This window comes from Nodosilinea sp. AN01ver1, assembly GCF_050565655.1.
Taxonomy (GTDB): domain Bacteria; phylum Cyanobacteriota; class Cyanobacteriia; order Phormidesmidales; family Phormidesmidaceae; genus Nodosilinea.
Genome location: NZ_JBNXVS010000003.1, coordinates 21,450 through 33,710 on the forward strand (window position 1 = coordinate 21,450; position 12,261 = coordinate 33,710).

Here is a 12,261-nt window from a genome sequence, read left to right on the forward strand (position 1 = left end):
ATTTCGTATTAGGCAGTAGCTCGGACTGGTCTAACTCTATGTCTATCAGCATTTCTACGCTTTCCGGTTCTAAAACGCCCTTTTGGCAGCGCGCTCCTAAGCTGATTCTGCGCCCGCTAGAGTACTTCGAAGACAACTATCGCCGCTACGGCCCAGTATTTCAGGTGGGAGAAGGGCCGCCGCCTTCGATCTATGTGGCCGACCCGGCGGTAATTCAGGGCATTTTTCAGGCTGATGCGGCTCAGTTTCATGTGCCGCCCCAGAGCGCGGGCAGCGGGTTGACCTTTTTGCTGGGCGATCGCTCTCTACTGCTGCTAGATGGCGATCGCCACCGTCGCCATCGCCGCTTGCTGATGCCGCCGTTCCACGGCGATCGCATGCGGGCCTACGGCGATGTGATCTGCGATCTGACCGCGCAGGCGATGGCTGACTGGCAGCCGGGCACGGCGTTTAACGTGCGGGCCGCCATGCAGGACATTACCCTGCGGGTGATTCTCAAGGCGGTGTTTGGGCTGGAGGACGGCGATCGCTACGATCGCCTGCGGCAGCTGCTCAGCACCCTGCTGGAGGGGTTGGGCACGCCCTTTAGCGCCTTTTTTATTTTCTTTCCGGGGCTGCAAAAGGACCTGGGGCCGATCAGCCCCTGGGGCCGGTTTGTGCGTATCAAAGCCGAGATCGACGCTCTGATCTACGCCGAAATTGAGGAGCGGCGGCGGCAGCCCCAGCCTGAGCGCACCGATATTCTGTCGCTGATGATGGCCGCCCGCGACGAGCAGGGCCAGCCCCTCAGCGACGGCGAGCTGCACGACGAGCTGATGACGCTGCTGGTGGCGGGGCACGAAACCACCGCTTCCGCGCTGACCTGGGCGCTGTACTGGGTGCACTGGCTGCCGGAGGTGGGCGATTCCGAGACGGAACGCGTTGCGAAGCGCCTGCGCCATGACCTCGATCGCCTGGGTCCAGAGGCTGACCCCCTGGCGATCGCCAGCCTGCCCTACCTCACAGCCCTCTGCCAGGAAACCCTGCGCATTTACCCGGTGGCCCCCACCACCGGCATTCGCATTCTCAGCCAGCCGCTGACGGTGGCGGGCTACGAGTTTCCGGCGGGGGCGGTGCTGTTTCTCAACATTTACCTGGTGCACCACCGGGAAGATCTCTACCCCGAACCCGATCGCTTTAGGCCCGAGCGGTTTTTGGAGCGGCAGTACTCGCCCGCCGAGTTTTTGCCCTTTGGCGGCGGCCACCGCAGCTGCATTGGCATGGCCTTTGCGCTGATGGAAATGAAGCTGGTGCTGGCCACCGTGCTGCGCTACTGGGATCTGGAACTGGCCCCACGCGATCGCCGCCCGCTGCGCCCCGTGCGACGCGGCCTCACCCTGGCCCCGCCGGGCAACCTGAAGCTGGTGCCGATCGGCCAGCGGGTGCCCCAGGCCCAGGCCCTACCCCTGAGCTAGCGCTGCATCCACTGGGGCAACGCCCCCCTGGTCTAAAATCTGAGGAATCAAATCTTCGCGGCGCACCGCCATCAGGTGTACGCCCTGGCACACCTGCCGGGCCGCCTGCACCTGCTCGGCGGCGATCTGTACCCCCTCTTGCAAGGGGTCAGCGGCGGCGGCCAGGCGATCGACAATGGCTTGGGGAATGGTGACCCCTGGCACATTGCGGTTGATGAAATTGGCGTTTTTGGCCGACTTGAGCAGGAAAATGCCCGCCAGCACCGGGCGATCGCAGCCCACAGCCACTTGATCCATAAACTTAGCTAAGCGATCGAAGTCAGTGATCAGCTGGCTTTGAAAGAACTGCGCCCCCGCCTTGACCTTGGCCTCAAACCGCCGCTGCAACCCTGACCAGCTCTGCGACTGAGGGTCGATCGCGGCCCCGGCAAACAGATCGAGCGCTCCATCGGTGAGGGGCTTGTCGTTGCTGTCTACCCCGCAGTTAAGCTTGTCGAGCAGCTTCAGCAGCCGCACCGATTCTAAATCGAACACCCCCCGCGCCTCAGGGTGGTCGCCCGCCTTGATCGGGTCGCCTGTGAGGGCCAAAATGTTGCGCACCCCCAGGGCATAGGCCCCCATCAGGTCGGCCTGGAGGGCGATGCGGTTGCGATCGCGGCAGGCCACCTGGCACACCGCCTCCACCCCCTGCTGTTGCAGCAGCAGCGCCGCCGCCCACGACGACATCCGCATCACCGCCCGGCTGCCGTCGGTAATATTCACCGCGTGCACCCGGCCCTTGAGCAACTGCCCCATCGCCAGCATGTGCGCTGGGTCGCCCCCCTTGGGCGGCATCACCTCTGCCGTTACCAAAAACTGGCCAGCCTGGGCCGCCGTGCGCAGCCGATAACCCAACGGTGCAGAAGTCAAAAAGTCCTCCTCCGGAATCCGTGCCTCGGATTCGATGTAATACGGGGTGATGTAATAGGGGTAGTTGATCAGTATATCTCGATGGCTACAGCGGCTTAGAGTAGCCCAGGGCTGTTTTTACCCGGTCTAGAGTCTGATTAGCTACCGCGCGGGCCTTTTCGTCACCCGCTTTGAGAATGCTCTCTAGATAGGCGCGATCGCCCATCAGCTCGCTAAATCGGGTCTGAATCGGGGCCAGCGCTGCCACCGCCGTTTCGGCCAGCAGGGGCTTAAACTGGCCCCAGCCCATCTCGCGGCACTCTGCTGCCACCGCCTCCTTGGTTTGCCCCGACAGCAGCATGTAGAGGGTCAGCAGGTTGTGGCACTCGGGCCGGGCCGGGTCGTCGAACCACAGGCCCCGTTCGGGGTCGGTCTTGGCCCGCTTAAACTTTTTGACCATTACCTCAGGCGGGTCAGTGAGGTCAATGCGGCTCTGCTCAGAGGGGTCTGACTTCGACATTTTTTTGCTGCCGTCGGTCAGGCTCATCACCCTCGCCCCCTCCTTGCGAATCATGGGTTCGGGCACCTTGAGCACCGGGTTGTCTTCGCTGCCAAACTGAAAGTTGAGCCGGTTGGCAATGTCGCGGGTGAGCTCTAGGTGCTGCTTCTGGTCTTCGCCCACGGGCACCAGGTCAGGCTCGTAGAGCAAAATGTCGGCGGCCTGCAGCACCGGGTAGTCGAGCAGGCCAATGCTGACGTTTTCCCCCTGCTTGATGGCTTTTTCTTTGAACTGAATCATGCGCTCTAGCCAGTTGAGCGGCGTGATGCAGTTAAACAACCAGGCCAGCTCCGAGTGGGCCGACAGGTGCGACTGCACAAAAATGGTGGCCTTCTCGGGGTCAATGCCGCAGGCAATATAGGTAGCCGCCACCTTGTAGGTGTCTTCGGCCAGCCGGGTGGGGTCGTGGGGCACGGTAATGGCGTGCAGGTCGGCCATAAACAGAAAGGCGTCGTACTCTTCTTGCAGGTCAACCCAGTTGCGAATTGCGCCCAGGTAGTTGCCCAGGTGCAGGTTGCCGGTCGGCTGAATGCCTGAAAGAATGCGCTGTTTGGCCATAGGTCAGAAAAGGTGCGGCTAGAAGAATGGAACGGATGCAGAGCCAGCAGGTGGCACAGTCCCTTACGAATCTACCCTAATCTCTGCCTGCCGCAGTAGCCAGACATGAACCAACGGTCAGACTTTCCTTGCCGGGATTGGTTTAATTGTTTAGCGTTATGAGTAGCAATCGTCAGCATTCACTAAACCCTATGAATACTTCCACCGACTCCGCCGATCTGTCGAGCCGTTTGCAAACCGCGATTAGCCTGGCCCAAAGCGTTCAGCAGCACCCTGAGGCCCACGAGGCGTTTGAGGCTTTGCTGGCAGAACTTAAAACTCAGACTCCCGAAACCGCCGATCTGCTGGCGCAGCTCTGGCAAGAGTACATCAGCTCGAAGCGCTCTTCGCTGTTTTGGGAACAGCTCTCTGAGGTTGAGAAGAACCTGTCCGATCGCCTCAGCGAGAGCCACATGCAGCTCAAGCAAAACTACCTGCGCCTGATGCAGGAGCAGTAGGCGCAGGTAGTTTGATCGGTTAATTTTGTGGGTCTAAGGTCAGGGCTAAGCAGGGGTAGCTATCAGCCTTCCCTGGCCAGCACCTGGTTTTCAACAGCCGCTTCCTCTGCAGGCTGAAGAGTGGTCATTACTACGGCTGTATGGGGGCTGAGCAGGTCTTGCTGGGCGTTGGGCTGCTGGCAAGCCACCATGGTTTTAACGTGCTCCATCTCGTCATCTCGGATGGCGACAAAGACATCGTAAAGGTTGTTGACCTGGGGACGGCGATCGGCTGCAACCTGGGAGGTTTGAAACTCGTCAAACATATACAGGTCGCCATCGCGGTAGTACTGCACAGCTACGGCGGGGGCAGGCCGGGCTTTCAGCGTCTCAGCTTCGGCATTTAGGAACTTGTCGTAGGTGGCGTAGGCGTGGCCTTCCACCAGTTCCATGAAGTGGTATGCCGAGCGAGGAGAGACCAGGTACAGGGCCGCAATCACCCAGTAGTAGATTAGGGCGGCGGTTTTTGCTAGCAGGCGATCGCCCCAAAAGTCAGCACCTCCCAGGTCTTCCATAATCAGCAGGTGGTGCAGCTCATTCCAAGACTCGGCGAAGTGAATTTTGAGCCAGTCGGCCTTGCGCCACAGGCCCAGGGTTTCGTACAGGTGCAGCACCGACAGATAAGAGAAATAGGGCACCCGCGCCACGGTTTCGAGCACGTAGAAGCGCGGATAGGGGCGGTTGGCATAGACGGTGTTGATCACAAAGACCAGAATGCCGACGAGTAGACGAATCATCAGTAGTACCTCGTGGGTTGTAGCGGAGGAAAGGTGAGGAAAACCTCGTCACTTAAAACCAGATCCTGGAAAGAACAAACTTTGGCAGAAGGTTTTCCATAGCTAAAGTAGACTTCTAGTTCAGAACTAGCCAGAGAATTTTAGATGGATTTCATAATCCCTTCAGGCTTCTTCATATATCTCCTGCCCCCCTATAAAAGCAACCTTTCTGTTGTTTTTGTAAGGGCAGCTATAGGGTGAATACGTAGTAATAAAAACCAATCCCTATTTCGGGGAAAATACCTATACTTACATCTGTTGCAACAGGATAATTTACAGGATTTAATGGCAAATTTAAGCTATATAGCTCTGAATACCAAAAGGCTAAATTGCGAGGGAGCCTATCCTTTAGCTGATTAACTGACAAAAGTTCTAATGTGAATCGGGCGTTGAGCGCAGCGTTCGCGCAGCGTCTCCAGAAGAGAAAACCCAACATCAGTAACGGTTTTGTTGCGTTGCTCCAATCTACGGGTGAGCGATCGCAGGCTATGCCCTATTCGTAACCACCTTATGCCAACAAGTACTGTACTGTTGCCATCATTCGAATGGTTTTCGATGAATTGATGGACGGTGTGTGCAGCAGCCTCATATCCATCAAATACACATCTCCGGCCTGGCCAGACATTTCCACAATGGATAGATTGCTGCGACCCAGTTCGATTTCCATGTCACTACCGTTTCGCAGTACCTCACGGATGTTTCGGCGCGATTCTCCGCGATTGCTCAACAGATGTGATCCGGCTAAGGCTAAGGTGGCACCACCGTGAGGGTTAACATCATCAATCAAAATGAAAGCTTGAATACCGGGTATGCGCTGCTGGTGGGATGAAATGTCGGTGTGCCAGTTCAGTCCGTTCAGAGTCCAGTCGCCCTGGTGTGGAAGAGAAATGAGTAGCTGACTCTGGGCTGGAGCTAATTTCCCATTAGCTAATGAGTTTATTAATGCAAGCGTGTCTGGCGTTATGACTTTAGATTGAAGGTCGTGATGGTTTACCAGTCCAGACAGTTTTGCTATCTGCTGGAAAGCAGGCATCTGTTTAATAGAAGCCGACAAGTTTTTTCCTGAAGACCAGATTTTTAGCCTGCTCAGTTCGGCCAAGATGTGTTCTTTGATGGGCCTGACCTGTCTTTTTGAAAGGGCTCCTTTTAATCGTAGATAGCCTTTTGTTTGAAAAGAAGACTTTTGTTCTGGTGTCATGGAACTAATCTGCATGCGCACAGGGCATAACGATTACGCTCACAGCCGTAGGTGGCTGTTGTTGGTAGATATTGGGTTTGCTTTGTCGACTTAATCTACGGGCGAGCGATCGCACTATTCCCGTGCAGCGCGTTCCTCACTGATTTGCTGATCGATCTCTAGAGCTGTTCGCTGGTGCTCGGGCGCTAGAGGATGGTTGTGCAAAAACTGCAAAATGGCTGTGCTGCTGCCTTTTTCTGGCTGTTCAGCTTGAGGATGCTCTTGAGTGGCTACCTGGCTTTTTTTGAGCAGTTGAATAAATTGAGCCAGCAAATCCAGCGCGTCTTGGGGCAGGGTTTGAAGGTCTTGCTGGATTTGTTCGAGGGTGGCCACAGGTAGACCTCTCCGGGGATAAAGGATTGGGTTGTAGAGTAATCTGGTTTTAGTTTATCGCTCTGGTCGGGTGGATCGCTTTCGTCTGGGCAACTTGGCTGCTTTGGGTTGGGCGACTTTGGCGGTATGAATGCGAGCACGATACAGCGGCAGGCTCATCGTTGGAGACTTGAGGCCCTAGCTGAAGGACCTTAAAAATCAGAGATTGCCAATCTTTTCAGTGCGTGTGAAGGGCAGATGGCGATTGCTGAAGCAAGTGAGATGGGTGGTTAAGGAGTTGTTGGGTTTCCTTCGCCAACCAATCTACGGGCTATATTTGAAAGCCACCTTATAAAGCATCTGCGGTTTCTCGCACAGACTGAAGAAACTGAATTATTTCTTGAACAACTGGGGCTTTACGGAGAAGCTTAAGATCTTCATCTGTGAGTTGCTCGACTAATTGAGCCTGACTCTGAAGATTCTTTGATTGAGAAATCAGTTGTTTTAAGGCTTGCCAAGGCTGGTACACCGCCAAACTAAGTACATCTTGAGAAGGTGCATACCCTAGCAAACGCGAAAGTAGGGAAACATCTTGGAAAAAAATGATTTCGAAAGTAGGAACAGCCAGTATTACTTTAACTGGTGTATTCACAGCAATGTTTCCAACAATTTCTTCAGTATCTTTGAGTCGTTGTTCAACTTGCTCCGGGGTAGTTGCATCAGCATCCGCTACGATTGCAACGGGGGATTGTCGGCGAACAATCAAAGAACGAGCTAGCGACTTGGTTGCAGAGAGTCCACCTGCCGCAACAATCTCAACATTGCTAACGAATTCTTCTGGAAGAAGACGCTTCAATAACTGTGCGTCACGCTCCCCCTCACATACAATGTAAGTCGTCATGGGATATCCCTCTCTCTAACATCATAGTCAGGCAACCCATCTTCTACGCACACGCGATACTTAAGAAGGAGCAGTTCACAGATCGACTCTCGCTCTAAAGCATATTTTAGCTCTTCTCCACTCCAAAGCAGAATTGTCTGAGGCAATGAGAAGTAGGAGAGATGGCGGGCTGGATCAGTAAAACCTGTTCGACTAAAGACCAAACCAAGCGTACTTGCAGGACGACGTAAAAGTTGGTTACGCAGTTTAGCGATTGGTGCAATGTCAACATTGACCTTGTCGGCAAAGTCTTTGCTCTCTACTAGGCAAGATAACCCTGAACAGTAAACTACACCATCAACTTGTTCAACCTCTTCCCCAAACAATCTTACGCTATACGAATACTTGACCTCTGCCCCATCAAGCTGAAAAGCTCGTAGAACCAAGTATTCAAAGGCTTTCCCAGGATCCCATCCTAAAGTGTTACGGTTCTCAATGCTATCCCAAAGCGATCGCAAATCTTTCCACCCTAGGGACTGAATCATCGCTTCGTATTCTGCTGCTGCTGTCAATCCCAAGCCTCCAAGCCTTGTCTCGTGACTTGCTAGGACTAGTTTACAACGTTAACTCAATTGCTTAATTAGAGAGAAAGTTTCGGCCTATTTACCCTAATTCAGGTGGATAGACTGAGCCCTTCCATATATAGACCTGCATTGGCCGATCGCCGCCAACCTTCCGCATATCTCAACAAAGCTGGGCTAGCTCACCAGCCGCGAACCAGAGCCGTCACAAAACTTTGACATATCGACCAGCCAATACGGTTGAACTTATCGCCCAATTCTGGCAGGGTAAGACTGCGGGGAATGATTTCAGGCGGGAGCCTGAGGAGTTGCACCTCCTCAAGCGCCCTAATCGTCCCAACTTAATCACGGTAAGCTGCGACGACTGGGTTCATTCTAGATCCGGTCTCTCGCTTTGCCGAAACGAGGGATCTGGATAGTTCCCCGTTTTCTTTATCGAAAACGGAGACAACCCGAATGTTTTTAGACAACGCCCCAGAGGGCACCGGCCCCGACAGCTTTGTTTTGCCGACCTATCGGCAAGAAACCCTGCGCCATATTTTGTTGGGCGACTACAGTGCCCTCATCGACGGCATTAGCCATTTGGTTTCGCTGGGCTACTGCGACAGAGTCGCCTGGTCAGAGCCCATCCCCACCGGGCGCAGCGGCGAATATATCAGCGTCATGACCCGCAGGCGAGGGGGCAGCAGGCCCTAGCGATCGCGTTGTAGGTCAGGCTCACACCCGTGGAACCCAGTAGGCCCACGGCTATTGGGTTCCATTTTGTTTTTAGGCTGGTGGAAGACTCTCTAAAACTGCTTAAAGAGTCTTTGAGAGTGCCTGGAGAGTCTTTGGGATTGTTGTGAGAGTCTTGAGGATTGTCGGGAGAGTCTTTGGGATTGTTGCGAGAGTCTTGAGGATTGTCGCGAGAGCCTTTGGGATTGTCGCGAGAGTCTTTGGGATTGCCGGGAGAGTCTTTGAGATTGCCCGGAGAGTCTTTGGGACTGTCGGGAGAGTCCTTGGGATTGTCGCGAGAGTCTTTGGGATTGTCGGGAGAGTCTTCAAGCTGGTTCTTAGCGTTTTACCGCTTGGCGCAAGAATGCCCCTGCCCCCTACCTGAAGAACGTTAGCAAGGGTAGGCGACTGTCGATGGTGCGCGATGTTGGGGCTGTCTAAGCGCGATCGCCCCGCTTGATGCATTCCATGCAGACATGAAACAAGCTGACGATTAAAGCCACCTCAACGCCAATTTGTAGCCTCGTGGGGGCCGAGAGCAAACCCGCCAGCACCAGTACCGAACCCACAATTAGCGCCGCAATCAGCAGCACCTCGTCGTCAAACAGCCTTAGCCCTGCCCAGAGGGTGGCAAAGCCAACCAGCCAAAAGATTAAGTAGCTGTTCATGGGTGTGGCACGGCCAGGGCGCAGGTGCAGAAGTAGGGGCACAACCATGCTACGTCCTTTAGGCCCGCCGTTATCTATGGGCTTGCCGCTGTGCCCACGGTCCCCGTGGGAGATTTCTATAATTAACCCATGCCGTTCTGCCCCAGGGGCTGCCATGTCAGATTCACGACCCAGGCCCGAGTCGCGCCGCAACGTGCTCAAGTATGCTGGTCTGCTGGCGGGGGGTGCGGCGCTGCCTGCCTCACTGCGGGCCTTTGGTGCCCAGCTGGGCTTTTCGAGTCGTTTGGGGCCGGGGCTGTCGGCGCTGCCGGTCGATATCGCTGAGGCTACACCCCTGGCGACGGCTAGCCTCAGCCCCCACCGGGTGGCGCTGGTCAAAACCACCGATCGCGCGGCAGGGGTACGGCAGGCGATCGCCCTGCTGCAGCCGCCCAGCTTTAGCGGCAAGAGCGTATTCATCAAGCCCAACTACAACACGGGCGATCCGGCCCCGGCCTCCACCGATCCGGTGGTGCTAGAGACCCTGGTGCAGGAAATTCAGGGCGCAGGCGCAACCTCAATTACGGTGGGCGATCGCTCCGGTATGGCCGCCACCCGCGCCGCTATGACCCAGCAGCAGGTGTTTGCCCTGGCCGATCGCCACGGCTTTACGCCCCTCGTCTTCGACGACCTGGGCCGCGACGACTGGCAGTATTTTGAGGCGGCGGGCACCAGCTGGTCGCAGGGGTTTGCGATCGCCCGCCCGGTGCTCAACGCCGATGCGATCGTCAGCGTCTGCTGCCTCAAGACCCATCGCTTTGGCGGTCACTTTACCCTCTCGCTGAAAAACTCGATTGGCATGGTGGCCCGCCGGGTACCCGGCGATGGGCACGACTACATGCGCGAGCTGCACCGCTCGGCCAACCAGCGGCTGATGATCGCCGAAGTCAACCGCGCCTATCGCCCCGCTCTGGTGGTAATCGACGGGGTCGATGCCTTTGTGGGCGGCGGCCCCGAGCAAGGGCAAAAGGTGCGGGCGGGTGTGGTGCTGGCCAGCACCGATCGCGTTGCCATTGACGCGACGGGCATTGCTCTACTGCGCCAGCTGGGCACCACCCGCGAGGTAGCGGACGGGTCGATCTGGCAGCAGGCGCAGATTCGCCGCGCCGCCGATTTGGGCCTGGGGGCCACCCGTCCTGAGCAAATCGAGCTACTCACGGCGGATGCGGCCAGCGCCCAGATGGCCGACGAGATTCGCCCGTTTTTGAGCTAAGGGTCACCGCTCAGGCTCTGGCCACGCTACCAAACCATGGGGCTGGAATAGTCCTACACTGATGGTGTCGTTCTAGATCTGCCATTGGCAGGCGCGTCAATCGCCCCTCAATTGCGGGTTTAAAGCAAAGCCCACACTGGTCTTAGTGGATGAAGGAAAATGCCGGATGGAAATGACCCGCAGCAGTAAGATACCGGAAATACTCAAAGCTCATGAAGCAGATCTGCTGTTGGAGTGGAACCAGGAGCTGATTGCGACCAACACCCGCAAAGGGCTGATTAAAGAGGCCGAGCTACAGGAAGAGTGTCGAGAATTTCTCAAGCTGCTGCGTATGGCGGCGCAGTCGGGCAACCTGAGCAACATTCAGGCACCCGAATGGCGGGAGGTGCGGGAGATGCTGACCAGCATTTCGCGATCGCGCTCTCAAAAAGGCTTCACCCCTACCGAAACGGCTACCTTTGTCTTTTCATTCAAGCGACCGCTGTTTGATCGGCTGCGGCAGCAGCTGCACGACCCCGCCGAGCTGGGCGAAGAGGTTTGGCAGGCCACCGACCTGCTCGATTCCCTGGGCCTGTTGGTGATGGAAGTTTACCAAAAGTCGCGCGAAGAGGTGATTTTGCGGCAGCAGGAAGAGCTGATGGAGCTGTCTACGCCCGTGGTCAAACTGTGGGACGGCATTTTGGCGCTGCCGATTATTGGCACCCTAGACAGTGCCCGCACCCAGGTGGTGATGGAGTCGCTGTTGCAGAAGATTGTCGAAACTGGCTCAGAAGTCGCCATCATCGACATTACCGGGGTGCCCACCGTTGACACCCTGACCGCCCAACATTTGCTCAAGACCGTGACCGCCGCTCGCCTGATGGGGGCCGACTGCATCATCAGCGGCATTCGCCCTCAAATTGCCCAAACGATTGTGTATCTCGGCATCGATTTAGCTGATGTGACAACGAAAGCAACCCTGGCCGATGCCTTTCTGACGGCACTCAAGCGCACAGGAACCGCGATCGCCCGCAAGTAGCCTGCAAGTCGGCAGAGGAGAGACTGATGGAACGGATTCCCATCCTGCAAATGGGCGAATTTTTGCTCGTCACCATTCAGGTCGACATGCACGATCGCCTGGCGATGACGCTACAAGATGATCTGACCAACCGCATTAGTCAAACCCATGCCAGCGGGGTTTTGATTGACATTTCTGCCCTGGAGATTGTCGATTCTTTTATTGGCAGAATTTTGGGCAACATTGCCAAGATGTCGCGGGTCATGGATGCTGAGACGGTGGTCGTTGGCATGCAGCCCGCCGTCGCGATTACCCTGGTGGAGCTGGGGCTGTCGCTCACCGGCATTCGCACAGCATTGAATGTGGAAAAGGGAATGGCGCTGTTGCGATCGTCAGTGGGTGAACCTGCCACTGTTCAGGCCATTGAGACAGAGTGGGACGTAGAGGACAATGCAGAAGATTGAGGAGATGGTCATTCAATCTTCTGCGGATGTAGTTTTGGTGCGCCAGGCCGTGCGCCAGTTCGCCGTTGAAATTGGTTTTGGTTTAGTCGACCAGACCAAAATTGTCACCGCCGCCAGCGAGCTGGCCCGCAACACCCTCGACTATGGCGGCGGCGGCACCGTCAGGCTAGAAGCGCTGCAGGAAGGCGGACGGCGGGGGCTGAGGCTTACCTTTGAGGATCAGGGGCCGGGCATTGCCGATATTGACATGGCGCTGCGGGATGGCTTCACCACCGGGGGCGGGCTGGGCATGGGGCTCGGGGGGGCCAAACGGCTGGCCAACGAGTTTGAAATTAAGTCTGTGGTAGGAGAGGGAACGCGGGTCAGCATCGTACGCTGGAAATAA

General features: G+C 56.2%; 15 protein-coding genes. 7 read left to right on the forward strand and 8 right to left on the reverse strand.

What is annotated here, in order from left to right; genetic code table 11:
- Positions 1–38: 38 nt before the first annotated feature.
- Positions 39–1,454, forward strand: coding sequence for a cytochrome P450 (locus ACQ4N7_RS04090; RefSeq protein ID WP_430710356.1), 1,416 nt, complete (start codon positions 39–41; stop codon positions 1,452–1,454).
- On the opposite strand, the gene ACQ4N7_RS04095 is transcribed toward ACQ4N7_RS04090, so the two are convergent.
- Positions 1,440–2,363: a methylenetetrahydrofolate reductase gene (locus ACQ4N7_RS04095; RefSeq protein WP_430710357.1), complete on the reverse strand. Its 924-nt coding sequence runs from the start codon at positions 2,361–2,363 to the stop codon at positions 1,440–1,442. The genes ACQ4N7_RS04090 and ACQ4N7_RS04095 overlap by 15 nt on opposite strands.
- Positions 2,364–2,448: 85 nt before the next feature.
- The gene (gene trpS / locus ACQ4N7_RS04100; protein WP_430710358.1) at positions 2,449–3,459 is read right to left on the reverse strand and encodes a tryptophan--tRNA ligase; all 1,011 of its coding nucleotides are present in this window, start codon (positions 3,457–3,459) and stop codon (positions 2,449–2,451) included.
- Positions 3,460–3,650: 191 nt separating this feature from the next.
- On the opposite strand from trpS, the gene ACQ4N7_RS04105 reads away from it, so the two are divergent.
- Positions 3,651–3,956: a hypothetical protein gene (locus ACQ4N7_RS04105; protein ID WP_430710359.1), complete on the forward strand. Its 306-nt coding sequence runs from the start codon at positions 3,651–3,653 to the stop codon at positions 3,954–3,956.
- A 62-nt stretch (positions 3,957–4,018) separates the two neighbouring features.
- On the opposite strand, the gene ACQ4N7_RS04110 is transcribed toward ACQ4N7_RS04105, so the two are convergent.
- The 5 genes from ACQ4N7_RS04110 to ACQ4N7_RS04130 all read right to left on the reverse strand — a co-directional run bounded on the left by ACQ4N7_RS04110 (position 4,019) and on the right by ACQ4N7_RS04130 (position 7,772).
- Complete coding sequence (locus tag ACQ4N7_RS04110; RefSeq protein WP_430710360.1) at positions 4,019–4,732, reverse strand: alternative oxidase; 714 nt, start codon at positions 4,730–4,732, stop codon at positions 4,019–4,021.
- Between the two features lie 547 nt (positions 4,733–5,279).
- The gene (locus ACQ4N7_RS04115) at positions 5,280–5,969 is read right to left on the reverse strand and encodes a phytanoyl-CoA dioxygenase family protein (protein WP_430710361.1); all 690 of its coding nucleotides are present in this window, start codon (positions 5,967–5,969) and stop codon (positions 5,280–5,282) included.
- 114 nt (positions 5,970–6,083) lie between these two features.
- Positions 6,084–6,341 carry a hypothetical protein gene (locus ACQ4N7_RS04120; protein ID WP_430710362.1) on the reverse strand — a complete coding sequence of 86 codons (258 nt, stop codon included), beginning with the start codon at positions 6,339–6,341 and terminating at the stop codon, positions 6,084–6,086.
- Positions 6,342–6,669: 328 nt separating this feature from the next.
- Positions 6,670–7,221: a hypothetical protein gene (locus ACQ4N7_RS04125; RefSeq protein WP_430710363.1), complete on the reverse strand. Its 552-nt coding sequence runs from the start codon at positions 7,219–7,221 to the stop codon at positions 6,670–6,672.
- Positions 7,218–7,772 (reverse strand): restriction endonuclease, encoded by a 555-nt coding sequence (locus tag ACQ4N7_RS04130; protein ID WP_430710364.1) that lies wholly within the window; start codon positions 7,770–7,772, stop codon positions 7,218–7,220. The genes ACQ4N7_RS04125 and ACQ4N7_RS04130 overlap by 4 nt, the downstream gene beginning before the upstream one ends.
- 465 nt (positions 7,773–8,237) lie before the next feature.
- Here ACQ4N7_RS04130 and ACQ4N7_RS04135 point away from each other — a divergent pair, with 465 nt between their 5' ends.
- Positions 8,238–8,477, forward strand: a complete 240-nt coding sequence (locus ACQ4N7_RS04135) for a hypothetical protein (protein ID WP_430710365.1) — start codon at positions 8,238–8,240, stop codon at positions 8,475–8,477.
- Positions 8,478–8,932: 455 nt separating this feature from the next.
- Here ACQ4N7_RS04135 and ACQ4N7_RS04140 read toward each other — a convergent pair whose 3' ends face one another.
- Positions 8,933–9,163 (reverse strand): hypothetical protein, encoded by a 231-nt coding sequence (locus ACQ4N7_RS04140; RefSeq protein WP_430710366.1) that lies wholly within the window; start codon positions 9,161–9,163, stop codon positions 8,933–8,935.
- 154 nt (positions 9,164–9,317) lie between these two features.
- On the opposite strand from ACQ4N7_RS04140, the gene ACQ4N7_RS04145 reads away from it, so the two are divergent.
- From ACQ4N7_RS04145 to ACQ4N7_RS04160, 4 genes are all read left to right on the forward strand, one after another.
- On the forward strand, positions 9,318–10,415 hold the full coding sequence (locus ACQ4N7_RS04145; protein ID WP_430710367.1) for a DUF362 domain-containing protein: 1,098 nt from the start codon (positions 9,318–9,320) through the stop codon (positions 10,413–10,415).
- Positions 10,416–10,581: 166 nt separating this feature from the next.
- Positions 10,582–11,433, forward strand: a complete 852-nt coding sequence (locus ACQ4N7_RS04150) for an STAS domain-containing protein (RefSeq protein WP_430710368.1) — start codon at positions 10,582–10,584, stop codon at positions 11,431–11,433.
- Positions 11,434–11,459: 26 nt separating this feature from the next.
- A complete protein-coding gene (locus tag ACQ4N7_RS04155) occupies positions 11,460–11,876 on the forward strand; it encodes an STAS domain-containing protein (protein ID WP_430710369.1) in 417 nt (138 codons plus the stop codon).
- Positions 11,863–12,261: an anti-sigma regulatory factor gene (locus ACQ4N7_RS04160; RefSeq protein WP_430710370.1), complete on the forward strand. Its 399-nt coding sequence runs from the start codon at positions 11,863–11,865 to the stop codon at positions 12,259–12,261. Before ACQ4N7_RS04155 ends, ACQ4N7_RS04160 begins: the two co-directional genes overlap by 14 nt.